This window comes from Litchfieldella anticariensis FP35 = DSM 16096 (genome assembly GCF_000409775.1).
Taxonomy (GTDB): domain Bacteria; phylum Pseudomonadota; class Gammaproteobacteria; order Pseudomonadales; family Halomonadaceae; genus Litchfieldella; species Litchfieldella anticariensis.
In genome coordinates this window covers 198,498-215,402 of sequence record NZ_KE332395.1, presented here as the reverse complement: position 1 = coordinate 215,402, position 16,905 = coordinate 198,498, and the positions used below count along the sequence as shown (strand labels likewise).

19 protein-coding genes are annotated in these 16,905 nt (G+C 60.8%); 8 read left to right on the top strand and 11 right to left on the bottom strand.

The window, feature by feature from the left end; translation table 11 throughout:
* Positions 1–66: 66 nt before the first annotated feature.
* Complete coding sequence (locus tag L861_RS22230) at positions 67–2,136, top strand: prolyl oligopeptidase family serine peptidase (protein WP_016418919.1); 2,070 nt, start codon at positions 67–69, stop codon at positions 2,134–2,136.
* Between the two features lie 34 nt (positions 2,137–2,170).
* Here L861_RS22230 and L861_RS22225 read toward each other — a convergent pair whose 3' ends face one another.
* Positions 2,171–2,854, bottom strand: a complete 684-nt coding sequence (locus L861_RS22225; protein ID WP_016418918.1) for a Fe2+-dependent dioxygenase — start codon at positions 2,852–2,854, stop codon at positions 2,171–2,173.
* 146 nt (positions 2,855–3,000) lie between these two features.
* Between L861_RS22225 and L861_RS24645 the strand changes: the two genes are divergently transcribed.
* Positions 3,001–4,065, top strand: a complete 1,065-nt coding sequence (locus L861_RS24645; RefSeq protein ID WP_021029264.1) for a 4-helix bundle domain-containing protein — start codon at positions 3,001–3,003, stop codon at positions 4,063–4,065.
* 134 nt (positions 4,066–4,199) lie between these two features.
* Here the strand turns inward: L861_RS24645 and L861_RS22215 are convergent, their stop codons facing one another.
* The gene (locus L861_RS22215) at positions 4,200–4,661 is read right to left on the bottom strand and encodes a thioesterase family protein (protein ID WP_027948143.1); all 462 of its coding nucleotides are present in this window, start codon (positions 4,659–4,661) and stop codon (positions 4,200–4,202) included.
* A 205-nt stretch (positions 4,662–4,866) separates the two neighbouring features.
* Here L861_RS22215 and L861_RS22210 point away from each other — a divergent pair, with 205 nt between their 5' ends.
* Genes L861_RS22210 through L861_RS22200 form a run of 3 tightly spaced genes read left to right on the top strand, consistent with a single transcriptional unit; the run spans position 4,867 to position 6,876 of the window.
* A complete protein-coding gene (locus tag L861_RS22210; protein WP_016418916.1) occupies positions 4,867–5,484 on the top strand; it encodes a LemA family protein in 618 nt (205 codons plus the stop codon).
* Positions 5,484–6,233 (top strand): TPM domain-containing protein, encoded by a 750-nt coding sequence (locus L861_RS22205; protein WP_016418915.1) that lies wholly within the window; start codon positions 5,484–5,486, stop codon positions 6,231–6,233. Before L861_RS22210 ends, L861_RS22205 begins: the two co-directional genes overlap by 1 nt.
* Positions 6,234–6,258: 25 nt before the next feature.
* Entirely contained in the window at positions 6,259–6,876 is a 618-nt protein-coding gene (locus L861_RS22200) for a TPM domain-containing protein (protein ID WP_016418914.1), read from the top strand.
* A gap of 13 nt (positions 6,877–6,889) precedes the next feature.
* Here L861_RS22200 and L861_RS22195 read toward each other — a convergent pair whose 3' ends face one another.
* The gene (locus L861_RS22195; RefSeq protein ID WP_144063103.1) at positions 6,890–7,465 is read right to left on the bottom strand and encodes a hypothetical protein; all 576 of its coding nucleotides are present in this window, start codon (positions 7,463–7,465) and stop codon (positions 6,890–6,892) included.
* A gap of 197 nt (positions 7,466–7,662) precedes the next feature.
* Here L861_RS22195 and L861_RS22190 point away from each other — a divergent pair, with 197 nt between their 5' ends.
* Together L861_RS22190 and zigA are read left to right on the top strand one after the other, a co-directional pair.
* A complete protein-coding gene (locus L861_RS22190; RefSeq protein WP_016418912.1) occupies positions 7,663–8,103 on the top strand; it encodes a hypothetical protein in 441 nt (146 codons plus the stop codon).
* 141 nt (positions 8,104–8,244) lie between these two features.
* Entirely contained in the window at positions 8,245–9,468 is a 1,224-nt protein-coding gene (gene zigA, locus L861_RS22185; RefSeq protein WP_016418911.1) for a zinc metallochaperone GTPase ZigA, read from the top strand.
* Positions 9,469–9,483: 15 nt separating this feature from the next.
* Here zigA and L861_RS22180 read toward each other — a convergent pair whose 3' ends face one another.
* A complete protein-coding gene (locus L861_RS22180) occupies positions 9,484–10,068 on the bottom strand; it encodes an NADPH-dependent FMN reductase (protein ID WP_016418910.1) in 585 nt (194 codons plus the stop codon).
* Between the two features lie 197 nt (positions 10,069–10,265).
* On the opposite strand from L861_RS22180, the gene L861_RS22175 reads away from it, so the two are divergent.
* Complete coding sequence (locus L861_RS22175; RefSeq protein ID WP_016418909.1) at positions 10,266–11,636, top strand: serine hydrolase; 1,371 nt, start codon at positions 10,266–10,268, stop codon at positions 11,634–11,636.
* A 13-nt stretch (positions 11,637–11,649) separates the two neighbouring features.
* Here the strand turns inward: L861_RS22175 and L861_RS25195 are convergent, their stop codons facing one another.
* From L861_RS25195 to L861_RS22145, 7 genes are all read right to left on the bottom strand, one after another.
* Positions 11,650–11,775, bottom strand: a complete 126-nt coding sequence (locus L861_RS25195) for a hypothetical protein (RefSeq protein WP_016418908.1) — start codon at positions 11,773–11,775, stop codon at positions 11,650–11,652.
* A gap of 9 nt (positions 11,776–11,784) precedes the next feature.
* Positions 11,785–12,780 (bottom strand): type VI immunity family protein, encoded by a 996-nt coding sequence (locus L861_RS22170; RefSeq protein ID WP_016418907.1) that lies wholly within the window; start codon positions 12,778–12,780, stop codon positions 11,785–11,787.
* A gap of 16 nt (positions 12,781–12,796) precedes the next feature.
* Positions 12,797–13,204, bottom strand: a complete 408-nt coding sequence (locus tag L861_RS24845) for a hypothetical protein (RefSeq protein ID WP_016418906.1) — start codon at positions 13,202–13,204, stop codon at positions 12,797–12,799.
* Entirely contained in the window at positions 13,201–14,175 is a 975-nt protein-coding gene (locus L861_RS22160) for a type VI immunity family protein (protein WP_016418905.1), read from the bottom strand. Before L861_RS22160 ends, L861_RS24845 begins: the two co-directional genes overlap by 4 nt.
* Before the next feature lie 20 nt (positions 14,176–14,195).
* Complete coding sequence (locus L861_RS22155) at positions 14,196–15,008, bottom strand: VRR-NUC domain-containing protein (RefSeq protein WP_016418904.1); 813 nt, start codon at positions 15,006–15,008, stop codon at positions 14,196–14,198.
* On the bottom strand, positions 15,005–15,928 hold the full coding sequence (locus L861_RS23865; RefSeq protein WP_016418903.1) for a DUF4123 domain-containing protein: 924 nt from the start codon (positions 15,926–15,928) through the stop codon (positions 15,005–15,007). The genes L861_RS22155 and L861_RS23865 overlap by 4 nt, the downstream gene beginning before the upstream one ends.
* Positions 15,925–16,905 (bottom strand): type VI secretion system Vgr family protein (locus L861_RS22145; RefSeq protein ID WP_016418902.1); only part of this gene is annotated, 981 nt, incomplete at its 5' end. The genes L861_RS22145 and L861_RS23865, both read right to left, overlap by 4 nt.

The following is a 16,905-nucleotide window of genomic DNA, read 5'->3' as shown; positions in this document are numbered from 1 at the left end:
TGTCTTTCGTCCCTCGCGCCTTAGTCTAAGGTAATCCAATCAGGTAGCGAAGAAGAGAGAGCCGAGATGAGCAAGACGTCACACAATACCCCGCCAGGGGAGGCGACCGATCCTTATCTGTGGCTCGAGGAGGTCGACGGTGAGAAGGCCTTGGAATGGGTCAAGGCACAGAATGCGGTGGCCCAGTCCCGGCTGGAGGCTGCCGAGGGCTTCGAGTCGCTGCGTAGCGACCTGCTAGCCATCCTCGATTCCGATGACCGGATTCCCTTCGTCGTCAAGCGCGGCGAGCACTACTACAACTTCTGGCAGGACAAGGCCCACCCGCGTGGGTTGTGGCGGCGCACCACGCCGGACGAGTATCGCAAATCACAGCCCGAGTGGGAGACCTTGATCGATGTCGATGCCCTCAATGCCGCCGAAGGCGAGAACTGGGTCTGGCACGGCGCGCATTGCCTCAAGCCGCGGGACCCGGGCGAGCCCTACCGGTACTGCCTGATCTCGCTGTCGCGGGGCGGCGCCGATGCCGATGTGACCCGCGAGTTCGATCTCGTCGACAAGCGCTGGGTCGACGATGGTTTCTTTCGCGCCGAAGCCAAGGGAGCGCTGAGCTGGATCGACGAGAACACCGTTTACGTCTACACCGACTTTGGCGAGGGCTCGCTGACCGCGTCGGGCTATCCGCGCATCGTCAAGGAGTGGCAGCGCGGTATACCGCTGAGTGAGGCGACCACCGTCTATGCTGGCGAGCCGAACGATATGTCCATCGGTGCCGTGCACGACCATACCCGTGGCTATGAGCGTGACTTCGTCAGCCGTGCGCGCGCCTTCTACGATAGCGAACTCTACCTGCGCACCAAAGAGGGCATGCTGCGCAAAGTCGAGGTGCCTAACTCGGCCCGCAAGCAGGTACACCGGCGCTGGCTGATACTGGAACTGCGCGAGCCCTGGAGCGTCGCTGGCGAGACCTATCCCGCCGGGGCGCTGCTGGCGACTGATTTCGACGCCTTCATGAACGGTGAGCGTGAATTTCGGGTGCTGTTCGAACCCAGCGATACCACCTCGCTGGCGGCGACTACCTGGACTCGAAACCATCTCATCCTCAACGTCCTGGATAACGTCAAGAACCGCCTCTATGTGCTCACTCCCGGAGAAGGAGAGTGGGCACAAGAGCCGCTCGCCGGCGCTCCCGGGATCGGCACGGTGAGTGTGGGTGCGGTGGATGACGAGGAATCCGATGACTATTTCATGATCGTCACCGGCTATCTCACGCCGACCACGCTGTATTACGGACGAGTCGGCGAGACGCCGCGTGAACTCAAGGTGGCGCCAGCATTCTTCGATACCGCGGGACTCGATGTCAGCCAGCATTTCGCCACCAGCCGGGATGGTACCCGCGTGCCGTACTTCATGGTCGCCAGCAAGCACATCGAGACCGATGGCAAGAACCCGACGCTACTCTATGGCTATGGCGGGTTCGAGATCTCGCTGACGCCTGGGTACAGCGGTGGGGTTGGTCGTGGCTGGCTTAGCCAGGGTGGCGTCTATGTGGTGGCCAATATCCGCGGTGGCGGCGAATATGGCCCGCGCTGGCACCGCGCCGCGCTCAAGGCCGACCGCTACAAGGCCTATGAGGATTTCGCTGCGGTTGCCGAAGACCTGATCGCGCGCGGTATCACCTCGCCCAAGCACCTGGGCATCCAGGGTGGCTCCAACGGCGGTTTGCTGGTGGGCAACATGCTGGTGACTTATCCACACCTGTTCGGTGCCGTTGTCTGTCAGGTACCGCTGCTCGATATGCGCCGCTATCACCGCTTGCTGGCTGGTGCCTCGTGGATGGCCGAGTACGGCGACCCCGATAGCGACGACTGGCAATTCCTGAGGGAGTATTCGCCCTACCATAACCTCGACGCCGAGGCGGACTATCCGCCGCTGTTGCTGATGACCAGCACCCGCGACGACCGCGTCCATCCCGGCCATGCGCGCAAGATGATGGCGCGCATGAGCGAGCAAGGGCACCAGGTGCTCTATTATGAGAATATCGAGGGTGGCCATGGCGGTGCGGCCGACAACCGTCAGCAGGCCTACATGCAGACGCTGGCCTACACCTTCCTCAGACAGACATTGTTCCCGGCGTGAGATGGTTGTTCAAGGCCAAGGGTTACCAGCATCATCAAGGATCTGCCCACATCCGCAGCAGATTGGCCAGGCTCTTCGACAGCATATCGAAGGTACGGGTCTTGCCGCTTTCTTCGAACACTTGACGCCGTGTGGTATCCAGATCGAACAGGATCTCGCGTTGCTGGGGATCGCGGACCTGGCTCTGGGCCCAGCCCACGGCGGCTAGCCGCTCGCCGCGAATCACAGGTTCGACTCGATGGAGGGTCGATGAAGGATAGAGGATCAGGGCCCCGGCGGGCAGCTTGTAAGTCTGTTCGCCGGCGGTGGAATCGATGAGCAGTTCCCCGCCGTCATAGCTGTCCGGATCGTTGAGGAACAGAGTAAAGGACAGGTCCGAGCGCATGGCGCCTTGGGGTGTGGCCATCACCGCATCGTCGACATGGTTGCCATAGCTCATGCCTTCCTCATAGCGGCTGAACATCAATGGCTTCATGCGCTTGGGCCGGGCCGCCATCTGGAACAGCGGATGGCGTTGCAGCTCGGTGGTGATCTCTTGGCGCAGGGCGGCGACTTCGGGCTGACGGCTGTCAGCCTGCTGGTTGAGCTTGACCGTACGGGCGTGCCACCCCGCCGTCTCGCGACCGTCGCGGAAGGATGCGCCGGCCAGGGTGGCTTGCACCCGCTGCAGCAGCTCGGCCGGAATGACCTGGTCGATGCATAGGATCACGGATAGCACTCCACTCCAGTAAAAATTGCCGTTAATTATAAACAAGTGTGAATGGTTTGCATTAAACTTGCGCAACCGGCACCCTCTATATCCGGTAACCGAACCGGCCTTCACGGCTGAGCACTATGGCTAACGAAATGAATAAGGAAGTCCCCATGTCCAATAATACTCGTACCAAGCTCTGGGTCGGCGTTGGAACATGCGTCATGCTGGGTACCAGTACAGCTAGCTGGGCGGAGACCGAACTCTCGCCCGAGTTCACCCAAGGCCCCGACACTCTGATGCTTGCCCACAACGATCAAGGCGGAGAAGGTGGTGAAGGCGGTGAGGCCGGCCATCGTCACGAGGATGGTGGAGAAGGTGGCGAGGGCGGTGAAGCTGGTCACCACAAAGAAGGCGGTGAAGGCGGTGAAGCTGGCCATGCCGAGGGTCCCGATCCGTTCGCGGTCTTTGCTTACCTGAACGCTTCTGCCGGTGGCGAAGGCGGCGAAGGCGGTGAAGGTGGCGAAGGCGGTGAAGGCGGTGAAGGCGGTGAAGGTGGTGAAGGTGGCGAAGGTGGCGAAGGCGGCCAGCGTATCGACGCCTCCAATCCTGGTGTCTATTATACCAGCCTCGCCATGATGCACGGCCACCTCGAAGTCGCTCGCGAGCTGTATCAAGAGGGTGAACAAACCGCATCTCAGCCGCATTTCGGGCACCCTATACACGAGCACTATGAAGGACTGGAACCCGCCTTCGAGCAGCGTGGTGTCGAGGACTTCGAAGGCACCCTGCAGGCCCTGGTCGACGAAGTCCGTGAAGGTGGTGAATGGGGCCAGCACGAAGACGCCTACGAGGAGGCCATCGGCGCTATCGAATCCGCCATGCAGGATGTCGACGCTGAACTGCGCGGGGATGTGACCTTCCAGAGCCGCGTCCAGTTGGCACTGCTACGACAGGCCACGCACGAGTACGAAGAAGCGGTCGACGATGGCCAGTTCGTCAATGTCGTCGAGTACCAGGATGGCCGTGGCTTCATGCTCGTTGCTCAGTCCTTGCTCGAGTCCCAGGCCGAGCTTTTCCAGGCCAGCGATGCCGAAGCCTTCGATGAGTTGGTATCGGCTTATGACGAAGCAATGAAGGCGTGGCCGTCGGCCGAGGCCCCTGAGTCGCCGGTGATGAGCTACGGTGAACTGTCAGCCAGCATGTTCAAGCTCGAATCACAACTCGGACAGTACTGACGTGCCGAAGAGAGCGGTCTGTCTCATTCCGCTCTCTTGATCGAGGCCTGAGCTCGAGTGACCACACAATGTGGCACTTGGCCGGGCCTTTCTCATGTCTGGCCCTGAGAAACGCCAGGCTTCGCATCCTTCCCTCATAGACCGTTGCGGCGAATACCGATCCTCCGCCCGGCCAGCACCGGCCAGTCGCCATTGGGACGCGGCAGGTTCGCGATATGGCCCGCCACGCTCTCGGGAAAGGCGCTGGGTCGGTTGCTTTCAGTACTCATGCCCATCAGCATCTGTTCGCTGGTGGCCAATTCCCGGCCTTCGCCGTCGTGCATGGTGAAAAACACATGCAGGCGTTTGGCATCCTGATCGAGCAGCATCATGTCCACCGTCAACGGCTCGCCTTCGTGAGTTTCGCGGCGGTAACAGAGGTGCGTTTCCAGCGTGTAGATCGTATAGGCATGACGGGCGCGCCCTTCGGTATCGAGACCGATACGGTCCATCAGTTCCTCGACCGCCAGCGAGAACACCCGTGCATACTCGGCGTCGTTCATATGGCCGTTGTAGTCGACCCACTCCGGGACCACGCGGGTTTCCAGTAGTGTCATCGGGCGGCATCCCTCCAAGGCTTCGGCTTGCAGCCAGTATTGGCGCATTGGGCGTGGCGGTTCAACCCAACTGCCTCACGGACGCCGTGAAAGTCGAAATCCCCTAAGCACACGATCCCGTTGATCAGCGGAGCCTTCTCGAACCGGCATGTTCCCTGTACCGTAACGGCAACAATCGGTCATCCAGCGGAGAAAGATACCCATCATGCACGCGAAACAGGGGGCGACCCTATACAGGAGTGCCTGGCAGACGGCCATCCTGCTGATCACGGTGTTGTGGCTGACGGGCTGCGGCGTGAACAACATTCCGACCTACGATGAGCAAGTCAAGGCAGCCTGGTCCCAGGTGGAAAACCAGTACCAGCGCCGAGCTGATCTAGTGCCCAATCTGGTGGAAACCGTCAAGGGCTTTGCGCGGCAGGAGCGTGAGACGTTGACCGCGGTGGTGGAAGCGCGTGCCAAGGCGACGTCCATCCAGGTCGACGAGAGCATTCTCAACGATCCCCAGAGGCTGCAGCAGTTCCAGCAGGCCCAGGGGGAGCTCTCGAGCGCGTTGAGCCGGCTGATGGCGGTGTCCGAGCGCTACCCGGAGCTGAAATCCAACCAGAACTTCCTGGCGCTGCAGTCCCAATTGGAAGGGACCGAGAATCGGATTGCGGTCGCCCGGCGTGACTTCATCACAGCGGTCGAGCGCTACAATACCGAGATTCGCACCTTCCCGGGCCGCATCTGGCATAGCTTGCTGTACAGCGAGATGGAGCTGCGCGAGACCTTCGAAGCGACCTCGCCCGATGCCGAGCAAGCGCCACAGGTGGAGTTCTGATGGCTCGTTTCCTGCGCCTTGCCGTCTTGGTGTTGCTATGCAGTCAGGCCTTCGGCGTGCACGCCCAGCAGCCCAACTTTCCCGACCTCACGGGGCGGGTCGTCGATCAGGCCGAGATGCTCGATGCTGCGGTCGAATCGCGTCTGACCCGGATGCTTGCGGCCCATGAGCAGGCCACGAGCGAACAGCTCGTAGTGGTCACGCTCCCTGACCTTCAAGGATATGCCATCGAGGAGTACGGCTATCAGTTGGGGCGTCACTGGGGAATAGGCCAGGAGGGCGAAGACAACGGGGCGTTGCTGATCGTCGCCCGCGATGAACGCAAGATCCGCATCGAAGTCGGCTATGGCCTGGAAGGGCGCCTGACCGATGCGCAGTCCTCGACGATCATCAACCAGCGAATCACACCGGCCTTCAAGCAGGGCGATTTTGCCGGTGGGATCACCGCGGGCACCGAAGCGATGATCCAGGTGCTGGGCGGTGAGCCGCTGGAAGCCTCGGCGGCGAACCCGCAGGGGGGCGAAGCGCCCAACAAACCCATGTCGATTGGCTTCTTCGTCTTGCTGATCATCATCACGACCTTCTTGCGCGGCGGTCGGGGTCGTCGTTCGGGACTGCTCGGCGGCCTGCTGCTGGGGTCTGCCATGGGCGGGCGCGGCCGCTCGGGCGGTGGCGGTTTCGGCGGTGGTGGAGGCTTCGGCGGAGGCGGCGGTGGCTTCGGTGGTGGCGGTGCTTCCGGTGGCTGGTAACCCATTTCAACGAGTACAGATACCCATGGCTCTACTGAGTGAAAGCGAGCAGCGGCAGGTCGCCGAGGCAATCAATCGGGTCGAGCGCGAAACCGATGCCGAACTGGTGACGGTACTCGCGCCCCGCGCTGACGACTACGCGTATATTCCGTTGTTATGGGCTGGCATCCTGGCGCTGGTGGTGCCCGGGGCGATCAATTACTTTCCCGGTTGGCTGGACGCGCCGCTGCTGTTGCTGGTCCAGTGGGTCACCTTCATCGCGCTCAGCCTGGTGTTTCGGATCCCCAGCGTCACCACGCGTCTGATTCCGCGTTCCGTGCGCTACTGGCGGGCATCGAATCTGGCACGCCGCCAGTTCCTCGAACAGAACCTGCATCACACGGCGGAGGGGACCGGCATGCTGATCTTCGTGTCGGAAGCCGAGCGCTACGTGGAGATCCTGGTCGACCGGGGCATTTCCCGCCGGGTGAGCGACGATACCTGGCACGACATCGTCGAGACCTTCACCCGCCATGTCGGCCAGGGCCAGACCGCGCAGGGCTTTCTCGAATGCATCGCGGCATGTGGCGAGCATCTCAAGCAGCAGATTCCCGCCACCCACGAGCGCAACGAGTTGCCCAACCACCTGGTGATTCTTTCCTAGGTTCAGACAGTGCCTAGAAGAAGTCTTCAGGCTCGCGATCCCGATCGTCTTCGACGGCCTGTGGCTTGGCTTCATGGCACATGGCCGCGGCACGGTCGAGGGCGGCGGAGGCGCCGGCTAGATGGAAGCCCAGATACCAGGGCTCCTCGCCGTCGTCCATCTTCAGGCGTAGTACGTCGCCGACTCGTATCTCGTGCAGCAGTCGATAGAGTTCGGGAGTCTGGAAACGTGCATAGGCGCCGCTGTCGCCGCGTTCCTGGGCCAGCGTCACGTCGCTGGTATGGGGCGGCAGGCGGTCGACACGCATTGCTCCCGGTTCGGCTTCGACGCTTTCGCTGCGGGCAGCTATCCGACCCATGTCGACCCGTAACTCCAACTGGGGCCGGCAGTCGTCGGGAACGAAGAAGACGGAAAAACCCGTATCTGGATAGTCGCTCAAGTTGCTGGCGCGGAAGTACCGGTCTTCGCCCAATGTGAGCTCCATGGAGGTCCAGTAGCCCGTGTTCTGGACATGATTCTGGTTGAACATCAGCGCCGAGGCCTGGCCAGCCGAGCCGAGTGCCAGGAGTCCGGCCAAGACGATGGGCATCAGGAATTTCATAGGGTTGGCTTCCCGCAACGTAAAAAACGCCAAGGGTACCGCATGACGGACGCCGTGCGGGAGATGGAACCTGCCTTTTCTCTCTTGTGACCTTGCCGTTCGGCACCGTGCCAGCCATTCTGCTGGAGATAGGGAAACCGAAAGCGACTTCCAATGATGAGTCGTGTTCTTCGTGGAGGCGGCCCATGCGTCCCTTAAGCGGTGTGCTTGCCGTAACACTCTTGCTGGCCCTGTCGGGGTGTGCTTCCCCGTATGACCCGCGGGATCGGGCGATTGAGCTGTCACCAGGGCAACCGCATCAAGGTCTGCTGGGACCGGGCACCGACATTTACGTGTTTACGCTGGATAAGCCATCCGATGTCGTGCTCGAGAGCCGGGTCGCCATCGCCAGCAGCATGACGGTGACACCCAATGCCGTGCTCTATGACGCCGAAGGAAACGTCGTCAGGCGCGACTGGCGCAGTGGTGACTGGGAGAACTTCCGCATCGCCACGACCTTGCCGGCCGGGACCTGGTATCTGCATGTCTATGACGATCAGGCTTGCTTCTCGATGATGGACGACGACTGCATGGAAGGGGATCGCAACTACGAGATACTCTTCGAAGTCACTGAACTGCCCCACTAAGCTCATCAAACCGTGCTGGCGGTGATGTGAGGGTGAGCTATTGTTCGAAATATTAAATGTTATAATATATCGTTTCTTTCAATGGGCTTTCACCCAGTCGTTCTGGATGCCGACTTTCAACAGACAGCGAAGAGACTATCGATGAGACACAGCGACAATCCTTTACCGGTCACCGTACTGTCGGGTTTTCTCGGCGCCGGCAAGACCACGGTGCTCAACCATATCCTGAATAACCGCCAAGGCCGGCGCGTGGCAGTGATCGTCAATGACATGAGCGAGGTGAACATCGATGCCGCTCTGGTGCGCGGAGTCACCCTTAATCGGGCCGAAGAGAAGCTGGTGGAAATGAGCAATGGCTGCATCTGCTGCACCTTGCGCGAAGACCTACTTCTCGAAGTCAGTCGCTTGGCTCGTGAAGGGCGCTTCGATACCTTGGTGATCGAATCCACCGGCATTTCCGAGCCACTTCCCGTGGCCGAGACCTTTACCTTCGAGGACGAACAGGGCCATAGCCTGTCGCAGTTGGCAAGGCTCGACACCTTGGTGACAGTGGTCGATGGCGTCAACTTCCTGGCCCAGTATCGGCAGGCGCAATTCCTTGATGAGGCAGGCGAAAGCCTGGGCGAGGACGATGAACGTAACGTTGCCGATTTGCTGGTCGATCAGATTGAGTTCTGCGACGTGCTCCTGCTCAGCAAGACCGACCTGATGTCAGAGACCGAACTGGCCGAACTCCAAGCCATGTTGCACTCACTCAACCCCGAAGCTGAATTGATCCCCATTGCGCATGGCCAAGTAGCGTTGGACAAGGTACTGGATACGGGACGCTTCAGCTTTGAACGGGCCCAACGCGCGCCGGGGTGGCTGAAGGAAATGCGTGGTGAACATGTGCCAGAAACCGAGGAATACGGCATTTCCAGCTTCGCTTACCATGCGCGCCGCCCGTTCCATCCACAGAAATTCCATGATCTGCTGCATGGCGACTGGTTCGGTGGTCGCTTGCTGCGCTCCAAGGGCTTCTTCTGGTTGGCGACGCGCCCTCAATTCGCCGGCCAGTGGAGCCAGGCCGGTGGTATCGCGCATCATGGATTCGCCGGGATGTTCTGGAAGGCGGTGCCCGAAGCGCGCTGGCCCGACGACCCGGAGTATCGGCAGTACATCATGGAAAAGTGGCAGGAGCCGTTCGGCGACATGCGTCAGGAGTTGGTGTTCATTGGCCAGCACCTGGACCAACAACGCATTCGTCAGGCATTGGACGACTGCTTGCTTACGGAACAGGAACTGATGGCCGGCAAGGAGTATTGGCAGACGCTACCCGACCCGTTTCCGACCTGGGGTGAGGCGCCAGAACCCCTGCCGGCGTGATCGCCGCAGGGCGCGTCAGTGGCGTAATGCACCGCTGACGCGAACCCATTCACTAATTAAGTTGTCCAGAGTCTGGGTGATTTGCTCATCGACGAGTTCACCCTGGGCATCGAAGGCTTGGGCGGCATGCGGTACGCTGAGCTGCTGAGGTAGTACGTGTACCCCAATGTTGCCCAGCATCATGCGTAACGCTACCAATCCGCGTCGCCCGCCGGTGGCGCCTCCCGAGGCAGCGCACAGAGCTGCTACCTTGCCTCGGAAAGCGATGAGTGCGGGTTCGTCGGGTTGTTCGCGGCGCGATATCCAGTCTAGGGTGTTCTTGAGCAAGGGGGTCAAACTACTGTTATATTCCGGTGCGGCAATCAGGAAACCATCGCAGTCACGAAATAGCGCTTTCAGCGTCTTGGCCGCTTTCGGCAGGCCCTCGTGAGCTTCCAGATCGCCGTGGTAGAGCGGCATGGGATAATCGGCAAGGTCGAGGAAGCTGATCTCCGCGTCATATCGCTGAGCCATCGAGGCCGCGACTCTAGCCAGACGCTTGTTGAGAGAGTCTTGGCGGGCGCTCCCGGCAAAACATAGCAGGCGGGGCTGGTCGGTCATTCGAGGTCTCCTGTCATGCCACGTAGTGGCGAAACCTTAACGATAGCGCTCGCTGCCGTTAAACCCAAAAAATGCCTTCTTTAAATAGCGGTGATCGACTTTATGGAAAGAGTGGACAGCATGGTATTCATGGACATACTTCCTATAGAGGGCAGGGGAAATCGGGTAATGCAAGGAACATTAGAGGGACAACAATAATGATACCCGGGATATACAGCGAAACGCGGCGCTTCATGGTGCTGTCAGTGGTGTTTCTGGCACTTCTCGCGTTGACACTTTCTTCAGCGGCTCGCGCTAATCCACGCTATGCATCGATCGTCGTCGATGTGGCTAGCGGCGAGGTGTTGCATACGGCCAATGCAAGGTCTACCCGCTATCCGGCATCGTTGACCAAGATGATGACCTTGTATCTGCTGTTCGAGGCGATCGAGCAGGGGCGGTTAACGCTCGACCAACCGTTGCCGGTATCGAGTTATGCGGCATCGAAGCCGGCTTCCAAGTTGTGGCTGAAAGCGGGTAGCAGCATTACCGTGCGCGAGGCGATTCCCGCTTTGATCATACGCTCGGCCAACGATGTCGCCGTGGTGGTCGCCGAAGCGCTGGGCGGTACCGAGTCTGACTTCTCCCAGCGGATGACCGCGAAAGCACGGGAAATGGGGATGAACGATACCCACTTCCGCAATGCCTCCGGCTTGCCGGATAAAGCCCAGACCACCACGGCTCGTGACATGGCCACACTCTCGATCCGGCTGATGCAGGATTTCCCGCAGTATTACGATCACTTTTCCCAAACCAGCTTCTTGTACCAGGGACGGAAACATACCGGCCATAACCGTCTGCTCACCAACTATGATGGTGCCGATGGTTTGAAGACCGGTTATATCCGCGATTCCGGCTTCAATGTCGCTACTTCGGCAGTGCGTGACGGGCGTCGTATCGTCGCCGTGGTCATGGGCGGCTTTACCGCTCAGTCTCGGGATGCCCACATGACCGAGTTGCTCGACCGTGGCTTCGTGCAAGCCTCAATGCTCCAGGAGCGCGATTGGATAGCCAGTGCGGATATCTCGGATGCCGAATCAATCCAGGTCGAGTCGACAGCGCCTCAGGCACAGCCAGATCGTGTTGATGACCTGACTCGCTCCGTTACACCTCAGCCCTCACCCGCCCAATTGGCGGATTCCGCCGCCACGACACGTGTCGAATCCTCGTTCCTGGCGGCGACTCAAGCCATACCGCATGAATCGTTCCAAACCACCAGCACACCGGCCAACGACCCGATTCTGGCGCTGGTCAATCGAGTCGAGAGCGGGATGGGAGATCAACAGGAAGCCGTGGGCGGCGACTGGGCGGTACAGGTCGGAGCTTTCCAGGATGCCGATATGGCACAGGACCTGGCCGTGCGCGCCGCTGACTACCTGCAAGATGAGTTGCAGGCTCGGGTGGCCGTTACCGAAGCGCCAGAGCGCAGAGTCTACCGTGCCAGGTTGATCGACATGCAAGAACAGCAAGCGCACAGCGCCTGCAATCAATTAGCGCGGCAAGGTATGGAGTGCCTGGTGGTGAGATAAGATCATTGTCGGGCTAAGGCCCGACAATGACTCCCAACTTCGATATTGCGTCTCGGTCGATCTGTCCTTCGTCGATTTCCACACGCTCGAGTTCGATATCGGGAGACCACCCCAGCGCAAAGGTTTTCACCTTGGGCATTCGGCTCGCTCATCGTCCACCTCCGCGCGGGCTAAAGCGCGCCAGCCAGGCCTGGTACTCCTGGGCATCGAAGCGTTTCTCATGTCGACTATTGCCGAATAGGCGCGGATGGATGCTGGGGTGATCCTTGATACGAATCGGTTCGATGATCGCCGCGACGCGGCGATAGTCGGCCAGGGCGGCATCGACCTCGGGGGCTTCGCTGTCACCGAACTGCGGCATGGGTCCGGCACGCAGGATGGCGCCACCGTCGTATTCCAGCACCGGCAGCTCGTCCATCGCGGCCTTGACGCGGTTGAGGCCGCCCAGGCGCTCCAGCCACCGATCGGAAAGAATAGTCAGCCAGTCGACGCCCTTGGGGCCTCGATGGCCATGCAGGTTATGGGTTGAGAACCGGTTGATTTGGATGCCAGGAAAGCGCTGGCCAAACTTATACTCGAGAATAACCGCTTCATCCGTGTCTTCGTAGCCATAGGATTGGCCCAGCCAGAAGCCGGCATAGCCGTGCTCGGGCTTGAGCTTATCGCACCACTGCTGCACCAGGGCAGGCAGTTTCTGCTCACGCTTGAGAAAGAAATCGATGGGGAATAAACAATGTAAGCGACTTAATTGTCCCCTCTCATCGGCGCTAGGGCGCTTGCCAAGCACCACAATGCCATGATCATCGGCATCGCTACGCCGCTTGCCACCGTGGTAGACGAATTCCCACTCCCCCGCGCCATAAGTGGGCAGCCACTCGAAGGGGGTGATATAGCTATCGAAGCCCTTGAGCTTCTTCCACTTGCCGGTAGTGGGGTTGGTGGTCCAGGTGAGTTGGTCGCCGACCAGGTCGCGGTAGTCGGCGAGAATCTCCAACACTGCCCGGCGTTTATCTTCCTGCTGGGAGCCGGTAAAGAATAGCGCCACGCCCAGACAGACCTTGAACAGCACACCGTTATCGGTTTCGATGGGTAGTAGCTGGTTGATTGGTGTATCCAGTATGGGAATGGTGGGCGTCCCAGCCATGGCCGGCTCCTCGTCGTCAGGCCTCGTCGGCATGCCAGGTGATGGCGGTGATCTCGGCGCGCAGTTCCACCACGGCGTTGCGCTCGCCGGCGCGGCCACGCAGCCGCCACTGTTCGCCGCGCTCGACCAGTTCCAGCGTGTGGAAGTGGGGTAGTAACTGCTCCTGGGCCAATTCCCGATCCACCTCGGGACAGCGGTCGCCCTCTTGGATATATACCCGCGGCGTTTCCTTGGTATGGAAGACCATGGTTCCCGGCCCCCAAAATGGGGTGATATCCGACTGCAGCGACCAGTCGCCATCACGGCAGACCATCCGGATCGCCTCATCATCAATTTCGACACGCTCCAACTCGATATCCGGAAACAGTTGCCCGGGGAACCACTCCAGCGGAAAGTCCTCGCCGTTAGCTTGTATATCGCTCATCGTCCACCTCCGCGCGGGCTAAAGCGCGCCAGCCAGGCCTGGTATTCCTGGGCATCGAAGCGTTTCTCGTGCCGGTAGCTAGGTGATAGCGTTGGGTGGATACTGGGGTGATCTTTGATGCGGATGGGTTCGATGATCGCGGCGACGCGGCGATAGTCGGCCAGGGCGGCATCGACCTCGGGGTCTTCGCTATCGCCGAACTGCGGCATGGGTCCGGCACGCAGGATGGCGCCATCGTCATACTCAAGCACCGGCAGCTCGTCCATCGCGGCCTTGACGCGCTCCCGCCCGCCGAGCCGTTCCAGCCATCGGTCGGAGAGAATGGTCAGCCAGTCGATACCCTTTGGGCCACGATGCAGATTCAAGGAATGGGTGGGAAAGCCATTAATCTGGATACCAGGAAAGCGTTGGCCAATCTTATACTCGAGAATAACTGCTTCATCCGTGTCCTCATAGCCATAGGATTGGCCCAGCCAGAAGCCGGCATAGCCATGCTCGGGCTTGAGCTTGTCACACCATTGCTGCACCAGTGCAGGTAACTTTTGTTCGCGTTCAATAAAAAAATCGATTGGAAACAGGCAGTATAAGTAGCTGACTTCTCCCCTGGCATCCTCACTTGGGCGGGTACCTAATGTGATAATGCCATGATTATCAGCATCGCTACGCCGCTTGCCTCCATGATAAACGAACTGCCATGGCCCAGGGCCATGAGTTGGCAGCCATTCAAAAGGCGTGATATAGCTATCGAAGCTTTTAAGCTTTTTCCATCGATCTGTAGCAGGGTTGGTGGTCCAGGTGAGTTGGTCGCCGACCAGGTCGCGGTAGTCGGCGAGAACCTCCAACACTGCCCGACGTTTATCTTCCTGCTGGGAGCCGGTAAAGAATAGCGCCACGCCCAGGCAGACCTTGAACAGCACGCCGTTATCGGTCTCGACGGTCAACAACTGGTTGAGGTCTTGAGGTGCTTCCATTGGATATCTCTCCTAAGTGATTACCAGGCAGCGGCAGTTCCGATTCCCATCGCCCCCAGCAACATGGTCGCTCCTTGGCGGATCGCCTGGCCTCCCGCTGTCGCGCCCAACCCGCCGGAAAAATAGGTCGCGGCGGCACCGCCAGCCAACAAGCCAACGCCAGCGGCGATCGTGCTCCACGATATCCCTTTCTCCTCCAAGCGGTCTTGGTAGATCTCCATGGCGGGCTGGGTCTCCGTGGCATATTGCGTCTGTCGAGGGCCATCACAGCTACAACGTTCTGGAGTGAGTAGTTTTAGATTATCCCTATCACCAGCAATCCTCCCATAATCACGCCTTTGATAAGGCCCCCAATCATCTGGCGGAAACTTGACCTCGATCACCCCCAGCAGATTGTCCTGGGTTGGCTTGCCGTTGGGGTCGCGCAATGCCACGGCATCGGGAATACGCAAATCATACTGGGTATAGCCCTCGGACCAGTTCTTTTCGGTTTCGCTGAGCGGGGCTCCATCACGCTTCATGCTGATAATCCGGTTGATGGCGTGGCCGAAGTTACGAATCGGCTCCAGGGTTTCCAGGCCTTCGGCATCCTTCATCAGTAGCGGCGAGGGGGGCGAATCGCCCATATAGTACGGCACCTGGACGCGCAGGCCAGTATCGCAGGTCTCATTGAGCCTCTGCAGCCCCACATCGACACAGCTCTGCTTGAGGTTGATGCCGCCGCGGCCTTGGTTGGGCACTTCGTTGCAGGTGCACACGAAGCTGCAGACGATGCCCAGGCGGCTTTCGATATCGTTGTCCAGCGGGCACTGCTGGGCGCCGGCGTCGCTCATGGGTGAGTTCCTTCTCGTGGGGCTTGTGCCATCTGCGGGCCATCGGGCAGCCAGGCGGGGTCATGGTGTTGGCGGTCGGGCAGCTTGCCGTAGGCATGGACCTGCCAGCGGGCCAGGGTCGTTGTCAGGCCATGGGCCGCCATATCGCGCCGGAAGTCGTCGCGGTGTTCGAGATGTGAGCAACTGGTCGTTGCCAGCAGGCAGAAGTGGGCGGCCTCATCCCGGCTGGGCAGGGCGCCGCCGTTGAGCGTCGTCAGGCGATCGATGGCATCGGCAACCCGTGCAGAGATGGTCACGGCATCCAAGTGCATCAGCCAGGCGCCGGCTTCGAGCAGCAGACGCTGCTGGGTGTCGTGGATCAATTCACGGCGATAGAGTGGTTGCAGCGCTTGCTGGTGCCGGGCATTCAGTTTCCACCAGGGAGGCGGCGGTAGCGGCTCTGGTGAGGCATCCTGCTGGGCGCGCGCCGTGATATGCCGCGTCGTGAAGCCATCGTCCGTGCGGCAGTGCACTGTCGTGACCGGGCCGAACCATTGGTGGTATTCCCGATCGTCGAAGGCGTCGAGAAAATTGGGTAGCACCGCAGGGTCATAGAAGCGGAACAGCACTTCGTTGCCCTGACTATCGAGAATCGTCAGCCAGTGGCGGAAATGCGCGGCCAGCTCCCCGGCTGTGGCCGGACTTTCCAGCAACAGGCCCCAATTCAGGGTCGGACGCTCTGCCATCAGCCAGTACAAAAAGGGATCGTCCGGCGCGGTGCGGGCCACCAGCGGCGATACCTCGATCAGATGGGCGAAGGGCGTGCCCACATACAAGGCTTCACTGCCGGTGCAGTAGGAGGAGCGCCGGTACCACTGCTGGCGCAGCCCGGGTAACGCCGCATCGAGCAGGATATGCGTGCAGGCGGGAAGTGAACTCATTGGCTTCCTCCCTGTGGCGTCTTGAGCGTGTCGGCGCAGATCTCGCACAGCGCCTTGCCGCTGCTGGCGGCACGTTGAAGCGCCAGGGCCTGGCCTTGCGTTTCGGCAAACGCCGCTGGCGCCTTGAGCGTGACGTCTTCACTGGTTTCCGGTATCGCATGCCCTGGCAGCAGCGGGCTCTCCACCGCCTGGCCGCTGCCCCGGCCGGGGCTGCCCCCGGCATTCATTCGTACCGTGGGGCCGACGATGGTCACGCCGCTGCCATCGAGCTTGAGGAAGCTGCCGCCGGCGTTGAGGGTCAGCTCGCTGCCGGCTTCCAGCACCACCTGCTGGCCGGCCTTGATGTGCAACTCACGCCCGCTCTCGCTGAGCCAGGCCTGGCCGGCCCGGACATGCAGGCTACCCCGCACGAGCAGGTGCCGGTCGGCGTCGGTCTTTTCATGGCGCTGGCCGTGCACGCTGAGGTGGTCGTCGCGGTCGATCTCGCCGATACGGTCGCGCTTGACCGTGAGGTGGCTGTCGTTGCGGATCTCCTCGGTACGGTCGTGCTCGGTGAGCAGTTCGAGGTCCTTCTGGGCGTGCAGCCAGATCTGTTCGCGGTCCTTGGCGTCGTCGAAGCGCAGTTCGTTGAAGCCGTCGCCCTGGTGGGTCTGGGTACGCAGCACGGTGCGCGTCTTGTGCTCGGGCAGCGCGTAGGGCGGAATGTTGGCGGCGTGGTAGGTGCGCCCGGTGATCAGCGGCTGGTCGGGATCGCCCTCCAGGAATGAGACAATCACCTCGTGGCCGATCCGCGGCAGCGCCAACATGCCGTAGCCACCGCCGGCCCAGCCCTGGCTGACGCGCAGCCAGGCGCTGGCGGTGTCGTCGGGGGCCGCGTAGCGGTCCCAGGGGAACTGGACCTTGACCCGGCCGTGCTCGTCGCAGTGGATCTCCTCGCCCTCGGGGCCCACCACGTGGGCCACCTGGGGGCCGTCGAC